We start from the raw sequence: 18706 nt of genomic DNA on the forward strand, positions 1-18706 counted from the left end.
TTGACCGGATAGCCGCAGAGGATTTCGATACCCTCGCGTTTCATGATTTCCGCGATCGCGGTGCCGAGCTTCATGCCGATCCCTCCCAGGAAATGGCCGATGTTGGGCTCGGCCTATGCGGGGCTAGTTGGAACAGGAATCGGATGGTTGGTAAAGCTGGCGCGGGGTATTTCCCGGAAGCTCTGCCATACGGTTTTGCATCTCAATCAGCAATCCGGGGGCGCGTAACCCCCATCCGGCCCCGCGAGGGGCTCGCGCCGGCGCGTCGGCCGCCCGGCAAGACCGACCAGGGCGGATGGCCGGCTTAACCGAACATTCAGCCTGTTTGTCGACGCGCCGGCAACCAATCCGATTTAGGTTGCGCACACGGAACGGGCGCGGGAGAATCCCCCAGAAAGCCTCGACAGGAGTTTTCGGATGCGACGGCTGTTCTCAAACTTCCTGGCGGATCAATCCGGCGCTACCGCGATCGAATATTGCCTGATCGCGGCCGGCATCAGCATCGTGATCGTCGTCGCCGTCAACGGGATCGGCACCACGCTGAACGGCAAATTCACCTCGGTGAATTCGTCGCTGAAATAGCGGCGGGGAGCCGCGGTCATCGCGCCCGGTCATCTCCGTTCAGCGCCCGCAGCACCGCGATCCGTGCGAACATCAGCCATCCGCCGCCGGTCTCCGCGGCGTTGATCAGGTTCTCGACCGCGACCTGCCAGCGCTCCTGCCGCTGCGCGTCGTCAGGCAGTTTCATGATGTAGTCGGCGGCATCCTGCAGCGTTGAGAGGCTGCGGCCGCCGCGCAGGCGGATCGGTTCGCCGAACGGCGCCGACCAGGGCATCTCAGGCGGCGGCTGGCACTATCCGGCCTTCTTCGATCGGGCAGGCGCGCGTATCGGCTTCGCCGCCTTCTTCGGCTCCTGCACCCTGGTCTCTTCCTTGGCCGCGCGCTTGCCGCTGATCGGCAGCAGCATCTCGCGCTGGCCGGCGGCGGCCTTGCGCGGCTTCTTGCCCTTTGCCTTGGCGTCAGGCGCGGATTGCCGTTCGTTGGCGAGGCTCTTCTTCAGCGCGTCCATCAGGTTGATGACGTTGCCGCCGGTCTTTGGGGCTGCCTTCGCCGCCGGGCGAATGCCGGCGCGCTTCTGGTTGATCAGATCGGTCAGCGCGGATTCGTAGTGATCCTCGAACTTTTCCGGCTCGAATTCGCCGGACTTCTGCTCGACGATGTGCTTGGCGAGATCCAGCATGTCCTTGGTGATCTTGATGTCCTGGATGTCGTCGAAATATTCGTTCTCGCTGCGCACCTCATAGGGGTAGCGCAGCAGCGTTCCCATCAGGCCCTTGCCGAGCGGCTCCAGCGCCACGATGTGCTCGCGGTTGGTCAGCACCACGCGGCCGATTGCGACCTTGTTCATGCTGCGGATGGTTTCGCGGATCACCGCGAAGGCGTCGTGGCCGACCTTGCCGTCGGGCACCAGGTAATAGGGGCGGATCAGGTAGCGGCTGTCGATTTCGGTCTTCGGCACGAATTCGTCGATGTCGATGGTGTGGGTCGATTCCAGCGCGATGTCGTCGAGTTCGTCCTTGGTCACCTCGATATAGGTGTCGGTGTCGACCTTGTAGCCCTTCATGATGTCTTCGTTGGCGACTTCCTCGCCGGTGTCGGCATCGACCTTGGCGTATTTGATGCGGTGGCCGGTCTTGCGGTTGATCTGGTTGAAGGAGACCTTTTCGGTATCCGAGGTCGCCGGAAAAAGGGCGACCGGACAGGTCACGAGCGAAAGGCGCAAAAAGCCCTTCCAGTTGGCGCGGGGGGCCATGGGATACTCCGGCTGACGCAACAGACGACCATCAAGAATACCACCGGGCAAGGAGGTTTCAAAGCTGACGGGGCGGGGAATCTCGAAACGGCGTTAACCGTAACGCGGCCATGGGTGGGCAAGGCACCGTGATATCGGGCAAATCCGGAACATCGAGAGAACTCACGCGTTGTCGGATACGCCAGAGGCGTTTGCGAACATCCAGGGAAATCGAGGGCACCATGGCTACCAGGCGGCACGACCAGATCGTCGAAACCCCGACGGAGGCACGCCAGGCCGAGCCCGGGCCGTCGGTGCTTGCCTTGCTCACCGTCTCGACCGGGCTCGCTATTCTGATCCTGGGGGTGGTCTGGTTCGTGTTCTTCCGCGTCTGAGGGACGAACAGGCCGGAAGGTCGGCGCAGGGTTGTGCAACAGCCAATTTTGTCAGGTCTTCGGTTCCGGATTGGAACCCAGCGATTTGACGACTTTGCTCGAAGGTAAGTTTGCATTCGTGGCGCCGCATCGAAGCTCTCAAGACGTTGGCTCAGCTGGCTGCTTCGGAGGCCGCAAACGAGTTCACGTTCGACGATAGCACGCGCGCAACGCCACTTTTCGCAGTGATTATTTCAGCGGCGTCGCACTGGCTGGAAGTTTTCGCGCTGCACGGCGTCGCACCAGCAGAAGTTGCGAGGAAGAACGTACGCGTGCCAGAGATGTCGCTTCCGTCTGAAATTCTGAAATGAAGCTTGTTTATCCGAACGAGCCGGGTTTTAATGGGCGATCAGCAAGGCCGGCTATGCCGTCGTTTTTTCCAGGCATAATGGCGAAAAGTTGGGTTTGAATCGGTTTTAGCGGGCGCTTTGTTTTGTGCGATCGTCCACATTCTGGGCAGATCGCACGGTTACCGTCTCGACGAAAACGAGAAAATAGCTTTCGGGTTTGATCATCAGCTGCATTTCCGGCTCGTATTTGAGGTCGGGCCGCAATAACGTTGAACAATCATTTTCATGAACCTCCATATTGGACTTTCCTTCGACCGTTCGACGGCTGGCTCGGGAGCGATCGAATGGTGAAGCGTCAAAAGGCAGGCCGGTTTTCCTTCAAGGAGGAACGGCTGCTCCTGCAAATGGCCTCGGAACGAGCCTCCATTGAAACCGCCGCCGCCAAGTTGAGGCGGCCGGTATCGACGATCCGGAAGAAGGCCCTGAAAATGGGAGTTTCCCTGAAGGAGAATAGGCGCAAGCGAACGATTTAGTCTGGCCGACGGGGATCAAACAAGATCGCCGCTCATGAATCCAGTATTGACGGAGGTCCCTGTCCATCGCCTCGCAACATGGCCAGCATGGTAAACGATTCATCTCCAGTACCTGCGGCATTTGAATCGATTTGAACGACAAAACCGTTCGAAATTTCAAATCCTGGCCTTTAGCTTCCTTCGGGATCAGGGGGGATCAACATGCGTAAAATTTCGATTCTGGCGGCCGTGGCCGTCGCGGCACTGATCGCCGGTTTCCAGGGAGCCAGTGCCGGATTGTTGGGGATGCCGATGGAACTCCATGCGGCGATCCAGCACATCAGGTTCGAGACGCCGGCGCCGATGGCCTTCACCGGGTCTTGCCTGTGCGATGATAATGGCTGGCTGCCAGGACTGATGTTTCAGCGCGCTTCGGCTCAGCTTACGGCCGAACGTTGGGCTGCCCTGAAGGTCGTCGATATCGCGATGATTTTTTCACCGGGCGCAACGACTCGCTGACACCGCCAATCGAGGACCGTCGCATCTTCCCGGCTGCCTGGGCGCTGCCGGACCGGCCGCGTCGGCGTGCGTCCGTCAGCCGGGAAGGGCCCGTGTTAAGCTTGATCGTTCAGCTTAACGGGCAGCTTTCGTTGAAGAAAATTCAGCACTCGTTAATCTCCGATCGGACAGGGCCAATTGCGTAATCGGATCGCCGATTTTGCTTGCGGTGCTCTTGTCCCCGATGGAGCGGAAACGCCGATGGCTGAGCGACGGCAGGTAGAGCGGTTGAAGACCACGAGCGGGGCGCTGATCTTCTCCGATCAGCAGCGCGGTATCCTGACCTGCGCCTTGCGCGACGTCAGCGACGCCGGCGTTGGCCTCAGGCTGAACGACCAGGACGTCATCGCCTCCACCTTCAAGATTACGCTCGACAATTTCAAGAACGTCCAGACCTGCCAGGTGAAGTGGTCACGCGGCCGCTACATCGGTGCGATCTTTCAGGGCTGACGCGTCAAGGGCGCGATCGATATTTTTGGGGAACAGGGTCATGATCTGGGGCCTGGCCATTTTATCGGCATGTGGAATGATCGTTTTCGCCGGCAGGCGCCACAGCCGATACCTGGACGAACTCGACCGCAGGCGCCAGCAAGTCTGGCCGATATCGGACAGCTAGAGCATGATGCTTTCAGGATTGGGCATAGCCTTAAGTTTCGGAAATGGGTGGCGCATTAGGCGAGGCGCCTAACGTGATGTGAGAGGAACATAATCGTAGTCACCGATTCCCTGAAGAACCAAAAACGTGAGTGACTTGGTGCCGCCGTTGGTCACTAGATGAGGTCGCGCTGCCCTGACTGCGTGGGTTTCGCCGGGCTTCAGATTCACTTCCTCTTTCGGGTCGTGCAAGAACAGCCTCATGTGGCCTTCCAAAACGTAAAAAGTATCGGTGATATTGGTGTGGCTGTGCCACGGCACCGTCTGCGTCGGCGAGAGCTGCAACTCCATAATGCGAAAACCGGGGCGCGCGGCGTGCTGAACGCGACGCTCCACTTCGTAAAGATGACTGGCGTCCCGAATTGACTGCCCTTGGCTCATATCGACCTCCCTCAATAACTGCCGCGGCCGCCAGTAAATCCCACGCTGCGACGCATCGCAACGTGAACGGTGTTCTTCCGATGTTGGCACACATGGCCGGCTTGGTCGGCGATGCCCGGTCTCGGGGGTAGAACGGAAGTCGCGTTTCGGGGTCGGCAGGACCGTCGTTGACCCCTGAACGGACGTTAGCCCTGGCCCGGCAGCACCCCGTCGCGCTTTGATGACCCTCTCAGCTTGTTGGTTCAGGCGAGCCGCGCGGGCGCTGCCGGCACGGCGTTTTCGTTTCGCAGTAGAAGCCAGAACATGCGTCCGTGCGTGATCACAAAGAGCGGCACGATAAAGGTTGGGAGAAAGTAGGCAGCGCCCAATTGACCGGCCTCGACGCCCAAACGAATGCCTTCGTAATTGGCATGAATGATATCGGCGAGGCCCCACAGGTTGAATACCCAGGCCGCGACGATGCCAGGCTTGCTGGGCAGCAAGGCCAGCGTCAACAGCGCGAGCGCCGCGGCGACGATATCGCCGTAGGCGGCGCTTTCGGCGAACATCGCCGGCAAATCGGGGGACACGACGCCGGGGACCAGGAACGACAGGCCGACGAAGCGGAAGGAATGAAACATGAGCAGCGGCCGCAAGGCTTCGTTGCGGCCTCGGCGGCGCAGGTCCGGCCAGATCACGCTGCCGGCAACGACGCCCCAAGCAACGAAACTGAAGACGATGCTGACATTAAAGCAGATTTGCGCCCGCATGACCGGATCCTCCGATGAAGTCGCTTTTGTCAATTCTGCAATAATCCAGACCGGAAGTCATGGCCCACTCCATCCCCCGGTGGCCTGATTTGATTTTCGCAGCGGCCCAAATTCGCATCGGAACGTGATATCCTGCGTTGCAGGATGGAATTGCCGTCCCGCGTCTTGGTGAGCGCGGGACGACTTCCCCACCTGCCTCCCTCAGTTCATTTGCCATGTCCGAATTGGAGTCATCCATGAACCAAGTACAGGTCGAGCAGAAAAGCTATCAGATGCCGCCGCAGGAGGGCATTACCGTCGCACACTTTCTCACCGTCGCCGACATCGAGCGATCGCTTCGATTTTACGAAACGGTCTTCGGTAGTCCCATTCTGAGCAGAGGCGATAGCAAGGGCGCGCCGGGTTACATCCAGATCGCGAACACGTGGCTCATTGTCAACGTCGGGGGCGGCCCGACGCCCGACAAGCCATCGGTAACGCTCAGCGTCCCCGCCAACCCCGATTCAGTCAACAGCTTCATGAATATCCGCGTTGCCGATATTCAAGCCTGCTATGATCTATGGCGAAGCCGGGGAGCCGAGTTTATCACGGAGCCAAAGGACAAGTACGGCGAGACGCGCTGCTACATTCGCGATCCAGATGGCTATATTATAGAAGTTGGGCAAAGCAGGACGGGCGTCGCTTACGGCTAAACCGACGAGGTGATCGAATACCCTCGCGACTTCCGTTGTTGGCACCGAACGAACATACCAAAGCAGTCGCTTCACGACTGTAGTTACGGGAATGCGGGGAGGGTGATGAAAACTCCAATCGTCGGTGATGCTGCGCAGGCTGCTTCGCTTGAGTCCACATCTGTTACAACGACCTATTACAGCATGAGGATTGATGGCGTCGGGGTCTTCTATCGGGAAGCCGGCCCGAAAGACGCGCCGACGCTGGTCCTGTTACACGGGTTTCCCTCCTCCTCGCGCGAGTTCGACACGCTCATTCCCTTGCTCGCCACACATTATCATCTGATAGCGCCGGACTTCCCAGGCTTCGGTCAGAGTGACGCCCCGCCACCATCCTCTTATGTTTACACCTTTGACCAGTTGGCGAAGACGATTGGTGATCTCCTCGAGCAACTGAAGATCGGCAAATGCAGCTACTACCTCCATGATTACGGCGGGCCGGTCGGCTTCCGCATCATTTTGGCGCATCCGGAGCGGGTGCAGGCTCTCATCGTCCAGAATGCCAACGTCTATCAGGAAGGCCTGGGCGCAAAGTGGGCTGGCATCGCGCAGTATTGGGCCGATCCAACAGCGCATCCTGAAGTATTCGATGCCTTTGTATCGCGAGCCGCGACCGAACAGCGTCACACGCTGGGCACCTCGCACCCCGACCGCTACAACCCCGATACCTGGACTGACGAATACGCCCATCTGTCGAAACCCGGGCAACACGAGATCCAGGCCGCTCTGCTCTACGATTACCGGACGAACGTCGCCTCATATCCGGCGTGGCAAGCGTGGTTGCGCCAGCACAAGCCGCCGACTTTGGTGATCTGGGGACGGAACGATCCCTCGTTCATTGCTCCTGGGGCAGAGGCTTTCAAGCGCGATCTGCCAAATGCCGAGATCCATCTGCTCGATGCCGGCCATTTCGCTTTGGATGAGAAGAACGACGAGATTGCAGGGCTCATTCTCACCTTCTTGGCCAGACACTCGGACTGACAAATCCGTACCTTGTGCCACGCGCTTGAGCTGACTCGCGTTCGGCCTCATGGTGCCCGCGACGTTGCTCGCCCAAGTCGATGAGGTCATCGAATAATTTCGCGACTACCGCTGTTGGGCGCCTTTCGGACATGTCTCCGCATCTCTGTTGTTGGGGAAAGAACGGACCTGGCTCGGATACGCCCTGAAGTCAGCGTTTCGACCCGAAGCAGACAACCCCTGGTTTTCAATGTCTTTAGTCTTTGACCGTCATCAGAGATGCGGGTGTCCGTATTGCAATGTCGAAGTTGGATGATAGGCTGGGCTGTTGGTCGAGATTCCTGTCGTGCACGCTTTGCACTATTGTCCTTGCCGTAAGGACGGTCAGAGGAGCGGAACAGGGTATGCAATGTCCCGCTTAGTTGACCGAATTTACGAATGCGCTTTTGTACCTGACCTTTGGCCGGAGATTCTCGCGGAACTGGCCCACCTCGGCGGCGCGCTGTCCGGCTGGTTATGTATCTCGAACGGAAGCGCCGTTCACTGGTCCGCTTCAAGCAAGGAGGCGCGAAATGATTTGAGGCCCTTGATGGAGAGCGGATGGATCACACGATCGGAACGCTTCAACCGGCTACTGCGCGCGGAACAGACTGGCTTCATATCCGACAGCATCCTCTATACGCCTGAAGAAAGGCGCAGTGATCCGGCCTACAGGGACCTGTTGCACCCCCGCGGTATGGGGTGGGCCTCAGCGACCGCGATAGCGCTGCCGACAGGCGATGACATGGTGATCGCGTTGGAACGGGCATATGATCAAGGATCGGCCTCGCCCGCGGTGCTTGAGACCCTCAACGAGGTGCACTGTCATTTGGCCAGGGCCTCGTTTGTCGCGGCTCGCATGCAATTGGAGCGAGCCCGGGCCGCCAGCCAGGTATTCGCTCTGCTTGGCATTCCTGCGCTCGTGTTCGCAGATAATGGAAAAATCCTCGCAGCGAACCAGTTGATCGAAACGCTGAGCGGCTTCATCGCGTGGCGCGCGAAGGACCAGATCGCGCTGATGGATGCGTGCGCCGACGCGTTGTTGCGCGACGCCATCGCGATGACGGATCAAGATGACGCCCCGAGTGTGCGATCGTTTCCCCTCCGCAATAAGAGTTCCGCGATGATTGCGCATGTTGTGCCCATCCGAGGTTCGGCGCGCGACGTATTTTCCCGCTGCGCCGCGATGTTGATGCTCACACCCGTGACCAGGCCGGAGGCTCCGTCGGTCGAACTGATACGATCCCTTTTTGATTTAACTCCCGCCGAGGCGCGCGTCGCCCGCGGCTTGGCCGCCGGCCAAACGGTGAAGGTCATAGCTGCGGAAAGCGGCACATCTACGAACACGGTCCACACACACGTCAATGCCGTACTGGCCAAGACCGGCTATAGCCGGCAGTCCGACGTGGTCGCGTTGCTGAATGGGCTCCGGCCGCCCGGCTTCGCGAACGACGCCTGATATCTGCGCGATCGGCCGTCACCGAGGCCGAGCGTATTGGGGATCATGAGAACAGCGAAAACGTCCAGCGAGCGCTCACCAAATCAGCTTTTGCTCGCACGCCGCTACAAGGAACTTGCGAACGATGCCATAAGCTTCACAAGCTCGGCCTGACGCTTCGTCCCCGTTTTTCCGAATACCTTCTTGAGGTGAGTCTTCACAGTCTGCTGCGAGACTCCAAGTGATGCGGCAATCTTCGGCACACCGCCAATCTCCACGACAGCCAACAGGATCTTCGTCTCGGTTGCGGTGAGATTGTAAGACCTTGAAAGGTTCTCGATTGGAGACGGGATATTCAACGCAGCCTCTCGCAGGAACACCGCGGCGGTGGTTGAATCCGCCAGACCGGAAGCGCGACGGGCTTCGAAGGTCAAAGGCAGCACGTGTGCGAGCCATCGGCGGCTCTCCTGCACATTTAGAACGATAGCGGTGCCGTTCGTGTCCTGCCGCGCCTGTTCTGCGGCACTGAGCAACGCCTGGCGAAGAAAGCGGTTGGCCTCCGACTCGGCGAAGCGCAGAATTCCGCCGACCGCCTTGACAAAACCGGCCGTCAAAAGCTTGAGCGCGGGCTCGTTGGAAAAGACGATACGGCCGCTCGCCTCGACCAGAAACACCGCCGAAGCAAGCGAGTTGAACGCATCGGTCAGCACTGCCCGTTCAAGAGATCGCTGGCCGATCAATTGGCCGATCGACGCCCCACGTATCATGTGAGGGACGATCAGGTTCATTCGCCGTTTGGTATCCAGATCGATGGGTCCGTTCTGCTCACAACGCAGGACCGCAAGCGCAGCAACGGCGGTGACGCTTTTTTCGAGGTTGACCGCGAGCGAACCGGTGATGGCCTGCGGTTGCATCCATTCCTTGTAAAATCGTGTTTGCACCATCTCTGGCCAAGGAACGATATCGTCGCCCTCGAAAACCTGGCCGGTGTCGAGGAATGCCGCGGCCGGATAGAGTGGATTGATCTTGGCGTATTCTGAAAAATACGACGTCAGATAGGACTGCTCGATACCGACGCAATGAAAAGTGCCGGCATCCTGCTTCGACACATCCTGCCAGAAGAAGTTGGCGGCAAAGCCTCCGACGAAATCCCGGATGCCCTCAAGGGCCGCCGGCCAGAGCCTGGAGTCGAGGGCGGCGTCGTAAATCAAGCCGATCGCCATCGACAGCGATTCCGACTCTAACATGAGGCAACCCCCAACAATTCCATTTTCGCCCGGAAGCGTTTTTAGAAAATCGCCAGTCTGCTATCCGCAGGCTAGCTGATGCCTGGCCAAAACTGGGACTCGCGCACAATACACGCGCAGGGGTCGAATCTTCTCACCCGAACGGGTGATGACGGTCGCTGCTTAAGATGCAAGTGATGGTCCAAGTCCATCAAGACGAAAACGGCGCATTTTCCGCTCTGTTTCCATTATCGGGCCGCATTTCAAGATCGGTTCGATCTACGCGGGTCATTTGAAAACAGGAAAAGAAGAGATGCTCTGGCACACTGGGAAGTTGACGGACCGACATCCGGCCTCGATCGACGAAGTTAAAGGCAAGCTTGGGAATTTGCCGGGACGTGCGGCGCTGAGGATCGATTAAAAAAGAGGAGAAAGACACATGCCTGGACAGCGGGATCTGGTGTCGACTGCCCTGACCGCACTTGCGCTGTCACTGCTCCTTTCCTCGACGTGCCTTGGGGCCAACACCAAAGTTCAAGTGCCGACCGTTAGTGTCAAACCCCCTTCCGTCGTGGTCAAGCCAACGGTCGTCATGAGGCCGACCACCAGCCGTTCGGTATTGCGCAATAACACCAGGCGTGTGCTGCAAGGCAAATCCAGCGATACGCCATCTCCCGGCGTTGCGGTTTATGGCGTCAAGGCCGGCAGTCCGTCATCTTCCCCGGGCGTTGCGGTTTATGGCGCAAAGGCCGGCCCGCCCGTCGCGACTGCCGGCGAGAAGGCCGGCAATTCCTCTCCAACACTGGCCACAGTACAAGCAGGCACTGGTGTCGAGCAGGTGCCGTATTGGCTCCTTCGGAACTGGAGTTCCCCGACCCAGTGCGATACGACCGGCCGAGACGTCCGCTGCTCCAATAAAGAAGGCGCTTCGAAGCTTCCCAAGGGTAAATTGTGGGCGGACGTTCAGACCCTTGTCCACGAGGCGACAGCTCCGGTTTTTGGGCCCATCCTCAAGATCACTAAAGCAGCGAACACCGTCCTACAAGACCTCGATCAAGAAGGCTATATTATGGGTCCGATCGGCATGGAAAACACGGTCAATCTGGCAGCGGCAAAGTACGACCAGTATCAGGCGGAAGCGGCGGCATCTCAGAAGCAAACGGCGGCATTTCAGAAACAACTTAACGCCGGCCTTCAGCTTGGGTCAGAGGCGTTTGATGCTGGTGCGCCCGCGCCGAACGGCGGTAGCTCTGGCGGCGGCCCTGCAACATCCAATCTAGGTACGCCGTTAACCGCCGAGCAGGCAACGACTATATCGGGCCTCGCCAACGACGCGCCTGCGAGTACAACTTCAGCCAATAATGAGCCTGCGGATACTGGTGGAAGCACTGGCGGCGGCGCTGGATCATCAAAACAGTTCATGCCCAGCGAGAGCGTGATGGAAGTCCTTCCCGACGGTTCGTGGGTCGATGACACAGGCTGGCACGCCGCTCCAAGCCAAGGCGAAGGTGGTGGCGGAGGTGGAGGCGGAGGCGGAGGCGGAGGTGGCGGTCCCAGTGGCGGCCCGCCCGTAAATACCGTTGAAGAAGCAGAGACGGTATCGGGCGGCAGCGCGACGGCGGACAGCCCCGGCTCGACGACGACAACTACTACTGAAGGTGTTGACGATAACCCCAAGACCGAAGGCGACACCGGCAAGTGACATCAGATGGATATCGGGTTCGGAAGAGTGAGCACCGGTCTCTTCCCAAGATGACCTGGGACTGAATTGACGCAGCAACTCATTAGACCAGCGGAGAATAATCATGTCCGGCAAATTGACGATGGTTTCGGCGATCTGTTTCTTGCTACCAGCGAGCGTCGCGGACGTTCAGGCGATGCCCGGTGGATTCGGGCAGCCGTCGACAAATCCTGATTTGTTGAAGGCGGTCGTCAAGGTAACAACGCCAACGCCAAATGTAACGACACCAAAGATAAGCACAACGACACCGAAGACGGGGATGGGACCGACGTTACACGGAATCACGCCGAGAAACGGCACCCCGAAGTCGTCGATAGATCGGAGGGCAGCGGGTCGCAAGCCGATGGTGAATGGCATAGGCCCCGTGGACCCCGTGTTGAACAACGCTGGGCCAAAGTAACCCATTGCAACCTTATCATGATGGTGCGCGGGCAAGGATTTCCGGTACGTCATCGCGCGCTCATCCTTCTTGCGTTCGTGTTGAGTCTGGCGTGCTGGACTGCATCGGCAGGAGATGCAAACTTCGGCGAAGCGGCGCTTGAGGATTTGTTGCGGGCGAAACCCCTAGCGGGCAGGCCTGTCGACTCAATTCGCGAACTGATCCCGCTCCTGCCGGCCGAACTGCGCAAGAATTTCACCTTCGTCTACGACAGTCGCAGCCCATTCCACGGCAGTATATCTCCCGACTATCCGCGCGTTATTTTATTTACAAACGACGCTCGATTGGTTCTGACTTTCACGGGCGACGAGCAAAAGCCAGGTTCGGATCTGCTCGAAATCTTGTCATTTGACGACCGTACCGCGAGGTTTGAGCCGAAGTCCTACCTGCTTCCCATCGCCCAGCGCCGGAACGAGCAGCTTGCTTCCGAAGCAACAAACTGCGCGCGATGCCATGGCTCGGATCCGCGACCGATTTTCGACTCTTATCCGCTTTGGCCAGGCTTCTACGGTTCGGTTTTCGACACGTTTCCCCGCGGCGCCGAGGAAGGCAGGCGTTACCGACATTTCCTGGCGACCTCTGGGCGCACAGGAGTATATCGAGACTTGATATTTCCAGAGGGCAGTCCCGTAAGCCCTTATCTCGATCCGAGGAATCTCGGCAAGGGCACGCTGAATATCGACTATAGGACTATGACTTTTTTGCCCAACGCACGCTTGGGCATGGCCTTGACGGAGCTCAACCGAAAGCGGATCTATCGAAAACTCAGTAGCGGCGCCAATTTTGCGACAAAGGAAAAGCAACTCTTGGCCGAGCTTCTAGAATGCAAAGGCGTTGCGGGTCCTGATCCCGAAGCCGAGCGGCTTATTCGAAGCGAATTGGAATGGGAAAATGCTCGCCGCCTAGAACGCCTTGGACTTCGTTCTCAAGACGACAGGCCACGCCGTGTAAATATGCAGGAGCTCGAACTCACCCGCGAAATTTCGGAGATCGATCGAGTAGCCAGAGAGGCAAGCTCTGATCGATCCGATTGGTCCATGGCACTTGAGCCAGGCTCGTGGTCGTTTTTCGACGGCATCTTGAGCGGAATGTATCGCGACAAAAGCTATTATCTCAAGGAAGACCTGATCTTCGAATTTCTGTCGCATCTCAGCGACAGAGAGCCTGCTTTTCGTCGCTACTTCGTCGTGCGCGATGCGTTTGGCAAGGACTATCCATTTGGTCATCGAATTAGCTTGGGCGATGCGCAAAAGAGCTGCCGTTTGTTGAACTAGCACAAGTGGCAGCTCTCAGTGCCTCGCTTGCGTCCGGAAAACAGAAACTGAAAATCCTGAGGTAGTGCCATGCGACACAAGGTTCTTTTGGTGCCGACCGCTTGGACTAGGTACAAGCCGACGTTGTTTCCCGTAGCCGCCAACATGCGGACGCTGATCGCGCTCGCGTTTTGTTTTTTTGCGACCCATCAACTGTCCATCCAGCCGTTGCGGGCGGAGACGACGGACCCCGTCGTCGCCAAGGTGAACGGCGCGGAGATCCATGAAAGCGACGTGGCGTTGGCGAATGAGGAACTCGGCGCTCCCGCCGCGCAGACGGACGCCTCAACCAGGCGTCAGAATATCATCGGCTTCCTGATCGATCTCAAACTCGCCGCCAATGCCGCCGATGGCAAGAAACTACGGGGCACCGACACGTTCAAAAAGCAGGCAGCTTTCGCGCTCGACCGCCTTTCGATGGATACGTTGCTCGCCAGGCAAAGCGAAGCCGCGACAACCGACGCGGCCCTGAAGCAAGCTTACGAAGATGCCACCAAGGCGACCAACGGCCAGCAAGAAGTGCGGATCCGCCATATTCTGGTCGGGACCGAAGACGCGGCGAGGCAAGCGATCGACGAGGTGAACAAGGGCGGCGATTTCGCAGCGATCGCCAAGAGAGTGTCAAAAGGCGGCAGCGCGGTGAGGGGCGGTGACCTCGGCTTCGTAAGCCGGGGGCAACTCGATCCGGATATCGGCAACGCGGTTTTCGCCCTGGATGTCGGAAAGATCTCCGACCCGATAAAGACCAAGGCCGGCTGGCAGGTGGTCCGGGTCGAGGAAAAGCGGGACAGAAAGATGCCAGCTTTCGATCAGATCAAGCCGCAACTCGAAGCCTTCGTTATCCGCAAGGCGCAGGCCGCATACGTGGCAAAGTTGCACGAGGGCGCCAAAATCGAGCTCTTCGACCTCGCGAACGCGCAATCGAAGGACGCGTCCGACGCAAAAGCTTCCCCTACGAAGACCGACAAGAAATGACAAACCGAAGGAGCCTACGATGCGCTACAAAGGTCTTCTAACGTCGACAACTTTATCGACCTACGCGCTGTCATTGTTGCTTTCCTCCGCAGCCACGGCCGCCAATGTGCATGTTGAGGTGCCCGTGGTGCGGCCGAAGGTGGTGCCCTCGGTCGTGAACAGATCGAACGTCGTCGTCGTCAAGCCGGGAATGGTGAGGCCAACCGTCAACGGTTCGCGGCTATCGCACGCTAACGTCAATCGCTTGCTCAACCTCAACAAAGTCAAACAGGCCAACACCGACGGAAATAACCAGCTTCCACCACCGCCACCGCCTGGTGGCCCCGGACCCGGCAGTGGGCCCCCTCCGGGGTCGCAACCAGAAACGGATGCCTCATCGGCCCCGTTTACACCGAAGGTGCCGTCGAGGTAGCCAATAGCGGCGGCACGCTCGTCGAGGGGCCAAATGGATCCTTCGGATATATTGACGAAAACGGCGCCTTTCACACGCTGCTGGCGGGGAAGGGCGCGAAAGACGGCGCGGGCCCGGTCAGCAGCAGCAGCGGAGGTGGCTCTCCCGGTGGTGCCCCGGTCGTCAATTGTCGAACAAGCAGACACGAAATCGGGCGACAGAACGACGACGGACAGCGCCGGCTCGACGACGACAACTACCACAAACGCTAAGGACAACCCCAAAACCATAGGCGATACCGGCCAGTGATGCCCGCAGACGCGGACCGAAATTCCGGCGGCGGCTATTTGTTTTCTTCTTTCCAACCAGGGACGGAGCTCGATAACACCAACAACGACAAGCCCACGAAGGTCGACGGTAAGGGCACGGGTGGCGCGCCGATCCCGGAGGTACCAACGATAATCGAGGCGACCGGGACAGCTTGTTGAAAAGTCACACCGGGAGAGAATCGCACGCTCTCACCCGAACGGGTGATGCCGGCCGCCGCAATGTTTCCGAAGAAAGCTGTTCGACGTGGGGTCGTTTCCGCGCCTCTGCGTCAAAAGCGCATTTCACAGCGGGGGCACTGCTTGCTCAGGGGCATATTTCGCAGCTTTTTCGCTCTCGGCGTTTTGACCTTGCTGGTGGCCATCGCGCCCTCGCCGGCGTCGGCACAATTGGCCGCGGGCTGCACCTGCCCGGCAGGCTCGGTCCCGATAGGCCCGGCTATCTGTTCCGCCATTGGTGTCGGTCGGTTTCCGGCCACTTGCCGGGCCAATCTCAATCAAAGCTTCAACCACATCGCCGCGAGCGATCAGCAGCTTTCATTCTTCGGCGTAGAGCAGGTCCTGCAAGGCCGCCGCGACCAGCTTCAGGGCACGCTCGGCGGGCAGAGAACAACCTCAACCATTACCGGCTATTCCGAGTCCGCATTCGATGGACCTTTCGGAGCGATGGGCTATGCAAGCCAGTCGCAATCGTCCAACCCGCTCGCCTCGCCTGTCTACACCAAGGCCGCACCATTGCCGTCGCCGACGACAAGTGGTCCGAGCTTTGCCGCGTGGACGCAAGGGCTCGGCGACTGGGAGCACGACGATCCAACCTCGCCCACCGACTCCGCGCATTCCAGCTCGACCTACGCCAGCCAGATCGGCGTCGACGCGACCTGGAAGGCACTCGCGGCCGGCGATGACGCGCTGGTCGCAGGCGTGGTCGGGAGCTGGACCGGCACGCATGTTACCTACGCCGGGACGCCGACCAACACCCGACTGGAGGGACCGGGGGTTGGCGTTTATGCAACATATGTGAAAGGCGGCTTCTCGGTGGATACGACCGTGAAGTTCGACTTCCTGCGGATGACGACGGAGACGGTCGGCGCTCCGCCGCCCTTGCCTGTGAACCTGACCAATGCCGGCGCGAGTGGCAACATCCAATACAAGCAGCAGCTAGCGTCCAACGTCTTCGTCGAGCCGACCGCCGGCTATTCCTTCACCCGGACGATGTATGGCGCCAATGCCGCCCTCAATGGCCTGTCGGACGGCAACACGCTGCGCTTGCAAGGCGGCGCACGGTCCGGTGTCTCCTGGGTGATGGGCGCCGTCAACGCCGAGTTCTCGCTCAAGGGGCTTGTCTATAGCAATGTCGTCGCCGACGGCTCGCCGACGACCGCCGATCCGATGTCGCCGAACGCGCCGACCGATCAAGGCAAGATCCGTGGCGAATTCGATCCCGCGCTCAATCTCGATTTTGGCCAAGGCTATTCGATGGCATTGTCGGGCAGTGTCCGCTTCGGCGAGGGCATGACCGGTGGCTCGGCCAACGTCAACTTCCGCAAGCAGTGGTGAAGTTCTCTCATTTCGGCAATGAAAGCCAAGCGAGTGGTGGCCGAAATTAGCGAAGTTGCAACCGCAACGCAGGCGTTAAATCTCTCTGCTGGGGTTTCAAATTGCAAGATCTCACGTGGTCGTTGGTTTGGCTGACGAGCTGCCAGTGCCAGTAGCAATTCGATCGCCTTCCGCGAACGCAGCCGGTCTAGTCGCGCCGCGGCCGCTGCAACGTAAAACTCTCGAACGCGGCCAGCTGACCGTCCGGCCCCACCACGTCGTAATAGGTGACCTTGATCGTGCTGATGCCGCCGGGCTGTGACCCCGGATCGACGGCGAATGCCGCAAAACCGTAGGAATGAGCCGCGTTGCGCACCGCAAACCAGGGCGCCAGCTCCTTGACGTAAACAGGCGGACGCTTGCCGGTCGCGGGATCGGGCTCTCCCACGGCGGTGATCACCCGGCATTGCGGCGGGTTGAAGAACAGCTGGTTCGAGGGGGCGGAAGTACCGCCGCCGCCGATCACCATGTGCACCGTGCCCTTGGTGGTATCGATCACGTCGGTGGCGGTCGCCGCCGGGAGCGGGGTTAGCGTCGCGTTGGATTGGCGGCCGCGAAGCGGGTGCGAGCGCTCGTAATGGTGTTCATGCCCGCAGACCACGAGGTCGACGCCGTATTGGTCGAACAGCGGCACCCATTCCTCCCGGATCCCGAGGTCTGCGCCGTTGAACAGGTCGGCCGTGGAGATGGCGACCTGGTGCATGCACACCACGACCCAGTCGACGTCGCGATCGTTGCGCGCAGCAGCCAATTGTTTTTCCAGCCAGGCCTTCTGGGCGCCTGCCGAATAGCCCCGGACATAGGAGTTGCCGCCGTCCTGGTAACAGATGTCGTCGTTGGCGATGCTGATCACGCGCACCGAACCTGCGGTGAAAGCGTACCAAAGCCCGCGCGTCACATCGGTCTGGCCGGCCGTCTCCGGCACCGAGAAATAGGTCTGGTAGGCCTGATACCCGATCGGTCCGTTGCCGAGTTCGTTCTCGTGGTTGCCGGCCGACGGCATCCAGGGCCGCTTGGAGGCGCTGCGGCTGTTGTTCTCCCAGAAATCCCACCAGGTCCGCACGCGATCGTCGGCGAGATTGGCGTAGCAGAGATCGCCGTTGAACAAATGAAACAGTGGCTGCAACCGCTCCACGCCGAGCGTGGTGTCGCCCGCCGCCGGCGAGCCCAGATTGTCATTCACGAACGGGGGATTCGCCAGGGTGACGCCGGCGGGCGGCACGAACTTCTTGCCAAGCGTCGGCGTGCCCTGATCGCCGAAGCTCGTGAAGGTGAATGGCGCGCGGCGGCGCGGCGAGGTGCGGAAGGTTGCGAATTCCGGCTCGGCGCCATCATGCATGGCCCCGTACAGATAGGCGAAGTCGGCCTGCAAGGCGCCGAGCTTCGCATGGTAGGCGTAGACTGTCTGCTTGGACTTGGCATCGGTGTAACTGACCGCCTTGGCTTCGACCGTTCGCTCGAGCTTGCCGTCGAGCTGTCCGAGCAGGACACGGGGATTGCGAACGGGTTGCAGCGTATGCCAGGACACCACCATCTCCGAGGAGGCATCCGCGCCGAATTGCAGATGCAGGCCGGCGACCGGGGGCGTCGCCACCGGATCGCTCGATCGGGCTGAGGGGGCTGCGGTCTCGGCTGATGCGCCTCCAATCAGCGACGCCGCCACTACGGCCCCGCCTCCGATGCCCGCGGCGGCGAGCAGCCTGCGGCGGCTGAGTTCGAGATTGAATTCGGGGTGCTGCGCGGTCATGGCGGTAAGCTGCTCCACGGGGGCCAGCGAGAGCCTATCGCAACTTGACGACAGTTCGACAAAACGGTCTTCGGCCCACAGGCTCGCGATCAAACTCGCGGATGCTCATTGACACGCAATGTGCGAAAAGGCGCCGCAGAAGAAATAGTCGCAGACCTTAACGGAGCTCTGCGGATCCTGGAAAATGGTGGGATGAACCCTTTCGGTGTTCCACTCGACCGCCCGCTCGAACCCCTGTGACCGGCACCAGTGATTGGCGGCCGGCGCGCCGCAATCGACGGGTCCCCATTTCATGCAGCCGTCGACCCGGATGCCGGCGATCATGGGGTTTTCGAAGATCTTCGATCTGGCAGCCGGCGAGGGGGCAGGGTGAGGTTTCTGCCTTTGCGGCTCGGCCTCCGCGTCGCCCGAAAT

Annotated in this window: 22 protein-coding genes; 13 read left to right on the forward strand and 9 right to left on the reverse strand. The window is 59.8% G+C overall.

All coding sequences use genetic code 11. The features are described 5' to 3' along the window. Together VK804_RS02830 and VK804_RS02835 are read left to right on the forward strand one after the other, a co-directional pair. Positions 1–308: hypothetical protein (locus VK804_RS02830; RefSeq protein WP_325367608.1), on the forward strand; the 308-nt coding region annotated here is incomplete at its 5' end. Between the two features lie 109 nt (positions 309–417). Further along, positions 418–582: a Flp family type IVb pilin gene (locus VK804_RS02835; protein ID WP_325367610.1), complete on the forward strand. Its 165-nt coding sequence runs from the start codon at positions 418–420 to the stop codon at positions 580–582. Between the two features lie 16 nt (positions 583–598). On the opposite strand, the gene VK804_RS02840 is transcribed toward VK804_RS02835, so the two are convergent. Both VK804_RS02840 and VK804_RS02845 read right to left on the reverse strand, forming a co-directional pair. Continuing rightward, positions 599–835, reverse strand: coding sequence for a hypothetical protein (locus VK804_RS02840; protein ID WP_325367612.1), 237 nt, complete (start codon positions 833–835; stop codon positions 599–601). Between the two features lie 18 nt (positions 836–853). Further along, the gene (locus VK804_RS02845; protein WP_325367614.1) at positions 854–1813 is read right to left on the reverse strand and encodes a Ku protein; all 960 of its coding nucleotides are present in this window, start codon (positions 1811–1813) and stop codon (positions 854–856) included. Positions 1814–2034: 221 nt separating this feature from the next. Here VK804_RS02845 and VK804_RS02850 point away from each other — a divergent pair, with 221 nt between their 5' ends. Further along, positions 2035–2187: a hypothetical protein gene (locus VK804_RS02850; protein WP_325367616.1), complete on the forward strand. Its 153-nt coding sequence runs from the start codon at positions 2035–2037 to the stop codon at positions 2185–2187. Positions 2188–2297: 110 nt separating this feature from the next. Next, positions 2298–2537: a hypothetical protein gene (locus VK804_RS02855; protein ID WP_325367618.1), complete on the forward strand. Its 240-nt coding sequence runs from the start codon at positions 2298–2300 to the stop codon at positions 2535–2537. 105 nt (positions 2538–2642) lie between these two features. On the opposite strand, the gene VK804_RS02860 is transcribed toward VK804_RS02855, so the two are convergent. Next, positions 2643–2813, reverse strand: coding sequence for a hypothetical protein (locus tag VK804_RS02860; protein ID WP_325367620.1), 171 nt, complete (start codon positions 2811–2813; stop codon positions 2643–2645). Positions 2814–3250: 437 nt separating this feature from the next. Between VK804_RS02860 and VK804_RS02865 the strand changes: the two genes are divergently transcribed. Together VK804_RS02865 and VK804_RS02870 are read left to right on the forward strand one after the other, a co-directional pair. Next, positions 3251–3547 (forward strand): hypothetical protein, encoded by a 297-nt coding sequence (locus tag VK804_RS02865; RefSeq protein WP_325367622.1) that lies wholly within the window; start codon positions 3251–3253, stop codon positions 3545–3547. Between the two features lie 240 nt (positions 3548–3787). Continuing rightward, on the forward strand, positions 3788–4036 hold the full coding sequence (locus tag VK804_RS02870) for a PilZ domain-containing protein (RefSeq protein WP_325367624.1): 249 nt from the start codon (positions 3788–3790) through the stop codon (positions 4034–4036). A gap of 234 nt (positions 4037–4270) precedes the next feature. On the opposite strand, the gene VK804_RS02875 is transcribed toward VK804_RS02870, so the two are convergent. After that, complete coding sequence (locus VK804_RS02875) at positions 4271–4621, reverse strand: cupin domain-containing protein (protein ID WP_325367626.1); 351 nt, start codon at positions 4619–4621, stop codon at positions 4271–4273. 242 nt (positions 4622–4863) lie between these two features. Beyond that, positions 4864–5370: a hypothetical protein gene (locus VK804_RS02880; RefSeq protein ID WP_325367628.1), complete on the reverse strand. Its 507-nt coding sequence runs from the start codon at positions 5368–5370 to the stop codon at positions 4864–4866. 236 nt (positions 5371–5606) lie between these two features. Here VK804_RS02880 and VK804_RS02885 point away from each other — a divergent pair, with 236 nt between their 5' ends. The 3 genes from VK804_RS02885 (at position 5607) to VK804_RS02895 (ending at position 8559) form a co-directional block, all read left to right on the forward strand. Continuing rightward, positions 5607–6062, forward strand: coding sequence for a VOC family protein (locus VK804_RS02885; RefSeq protein ID WP_325367630.1), 456 nt, complete (start codon positions 5607–5609; stop codon positions 6060–6062). Between the two features lie 105 nt (positions 6063–6167). After that, positions 6168–7082, forward strand: coding sequence for an alpha/beta hydrolase (locus VK804_RS02890; protein WP_325367632.1), 915 nt, complete (start codon positions 6168–6170; stop codon positions 7080–7082). Between the two features lie 388 nt (positions 7083–7470). Then, a complete protein-coding gene (locus VK804_RS02895; protein ID WP_325367634.1) occupies positions 7471–8559 on the forward strand; it encodes a helix-turn-helix transcriptional regulator in 1089 nt (362 codons plus the stop codon). Positions 8560–8663: 104 nt separating this feature from the next. Here VK804_RS02895 and VK804_RS02900 read toward each other — a convergent pair whose 3' ends face one another. Continuing rightward, positions 8664–9785, reverse strand: a complete 1122-nt coding sequence (locus VK804_RS02900; protein ID WP_325367636.1) for a helix-turn-helix transcriptional regulator — start codon at positions 9783–9785, stop codon at positions 8664–8666. Between the two features lie 418 nt (positions 9786–10203). On the opposite strand from VK804_RS02900, the gene VK804_RS02905 reads away from it, so the two are divergent. The 3 genes from VK804_RS02905 (at position 10204) to VK804_RS02915 (ending at position 14232) form a co-directional block, all read left to right on the forward strand. Then, complete coding sequence (locus VK804_RS02905) at positions 10204–11466, forward strand: hypothetical protein (RefSeq protein WP_325367638.1); 1263 nt, start codon at positions 10204–10206, stop codon at positions 11464–11466. Positions 11467–11922: 456 nt separating this feature from the next. Then, positions 11923–13218 (forward strand): hypothetical protein, encoded by a 1296-nt coding sequence (locus VK804_RS02910; protein ID WP_325367640.1) that lies wholly within the window; start codon positions 11923–11925, stop codon positions 13216–13218. A gap of 69 nt (positions 13219–13287) precedes the next feature. Beyond that, positions 13288–14232, forward strand: a complete 945-nt coding sequence (locus VK804_RS02915; RefSeq protein ID WP_325367642.1) for a peptidylprolyl isomerase — start codon at positions 13288–13290, stop codon at positions 14230–14232. A 60-nt stretch (positions 14233–14292) separates the two neighbouring features. Here VK804_RS02915 and VK804_RS02920 read toward each other — a convergent pair whose 3' ends face one another. After that, positions 14293–14913, reverse strand: coding sequence for a hypothetical protein (locus VK804_RS02920; RefSeq protein ID WP_325367644.1), 621 nt, complete (start codon positions 14911–14913; stop codon positions 14293–14295). Positions 14914–15306: 393 nt separating this feature from the next. Between VK804_RS02920 and VK804_RS02925 the strand changes: the two genes are divergently transcribed. Further along, a complete protein-coding gene (locus VK804_RS02925) occupies positions 15307–16506 on the forward strand; it encodes an autotransporter outer membrane beta-barrel domain-containing protein (RefSeq protein WP_325367708.1) in 1200 nt (399 codons plus the stop codon). Between the two features lie 187 nt (positions 16507–16693). On the opposite strand, the gene VK804_RS02930 is transcribed toward VK804_RS02925, so the two are convergent. Beyond that, positions 16694–18292: a metallophosphoesterase family protein gene (locus VK804_RS02930; protein ID WP_325367646.1), complete on the reverse strand. Its 1599-nt coding sequence runs from the start codon at positions 18290–18292 to the stop codon at positions 16694–16696. A gap of 105 nt (positions 18293–18397) precedes the next feature. Beyond that, a complete protein-coding gene (locus VK804_RS02935) occupies positions 18398–18616 on the reverse strand; it encodes a hypothetical protein (protein WP_325367648.1) in 219 nt (72 codons plus the stop codon). Positions 18617–18706: the final 90 nt, after the last annotated feature.

It is taken from the genome of Bradyrhizobium sp., from assembly GCF_035484855.1.
Taxonomy (GTDB): domain Bacteria; phylum Pseudomonadota; class Alphaproteobacteria; order Rhizobiales; family Xanthobacteraceae; genus Bradyrhizobium.

Excerpts from the sequence above, each read along its gene's own strand:
- VK804_RS02835 (WP_325367610.1), top strand. The coding sequence starts at position 418 with ATGCGACGGCTGTTCTCAAACTTCCTGGCGGATCAATCCGGCGCTACC.
- VK804_RS02840 (WP_325367612.1), bottom strand. The coding sequence starts at position 835 with ATGCCCTGGTCGGCGCCGTTCGGCGAACCGATCCGCCTGCGCGGCGGC.
- VK804_RS02845 (WP_325367614.1), bottom strand. The coding sequence starts at position 1,813 with ATGGCCCCCCGCGCCAACTGGAAGGGCTTTTTGCGCCTTTCGCTCGTG.
- VK804_RS02850 (WP_325367616.1), top strand. The coding sequence starts at position 2,035 with ATGGCTACCAGGCGGCACGACCAGATCGTCGAAACCCCGACGGAGGCA.
- VK804_RS02860 (WP_325367620.1), bottom strand. The coding sequence starts at position 2,813 with ATGGAGGTTCATGAAAATGATTGTTCAACGTTATTGCGGCCCGACCTC.
- VK804_RS02865 (WP_325367622.1), top strand. The coding sequence starts at position 3,251 with ATGCGTAAAATTTCGATTCTGGCGGCCGTGGCCGTCGCGGCACTGATC.
- VK804_RS02870 (WP_325367624.1), top strand. The coding sequence starts at position 3,788 with ATGGCTGAGCGACGGCAGGTAGAGCGGTTGAAGACCACGAGCGGGGCG.
- VK804_RS02875 (WP_325367626.1), bottom strand. The coding sequence starts at position 4,621 with ATGAGCCAAGGGCAGTCAATTCGGGACGCCAGTCATCTTTACGAAGTG.
- VK804_RS02880 (WP_325367628.1), bottom strand. The coding sequence starts at position 5,370 with ATGCGGGCGCAAATCTGCTTTAATGTCAGCATCGTCTTCAGTTTCGTT.
- VK804_RS02885 (WP_325367630.1), top strand. The coding sequence starts at position 5,607 with ATGAACCAAGTACAGGTCGAGCAGAAAAGCTATCAGATGCCGCCGCAG.
- VK804_RS02890 (WP_325367632.1), top strand. The coding sequence starts at position 6,168 with ATGAAAACTCCAATCGTCGGTGATGCTGCGCAGGCTGCTTCGCTTGAG.
- VK804_RS02895 (WP_325367634.1), top strand. The coding sequence starts at position 7,471 with ATGTCCCGCTTAGTTGACCGAATTTACGAATGCGCTTTTGTACCTGAC.
- VK804_RS02900 (WP_325367636.1), bottom strand. The coding sequence starts at position 9,785 with ATGTTAGAGTCGGAATCGCTGTCGATGGCGATCGGCTTGATTTACGAC.
- VK804_RS02905 (WP_325367638.1), top strand. The coding sequence starts at position 10,204 with ATGCCTGGACAGCGGGATCTGGTGTCGACTGCCCTGACCGCACTTGCG.
- VK804_RS02910 (WP_325367640.1), top strand. The coding sequence starts at position 11,923 with ATGATGGTGCGCGGGCAAGGATTTCCGGTACGTCATCGCGCGCTCATC.
- VK804_RS02915 (WP_325367642.1), top strand. The coding sequence starts at position 13,288 with ATGCGACACAAGGTTCTTTTGGTGCCGACCGCTTGGACTAGGTACAAG.
- VK804_RS02920 (WP_325367644.1), bottom strand. The coding sequence starts at position 14,913 with ATGGTTTTGGGGTTGTCCTTAGCGTTTGTGGTAGTTGTCGTCGTCGAG.
- VK804_RS02930 (WP_325367646.1), bottom strand. The coding sequence starts at position 18,292 with ATGACCGCGCAGCACCCCGAATTCAATCTCGAACTCAGCCGCCGCAGG.
- VK804_RS02935 (WP_325367648.1), bottom strand. The coding sequence starts at position 18,616 with ATGATCGCCGGCATCCGGGTCGACGGCTGCATGAAATGGGGACCCGTC.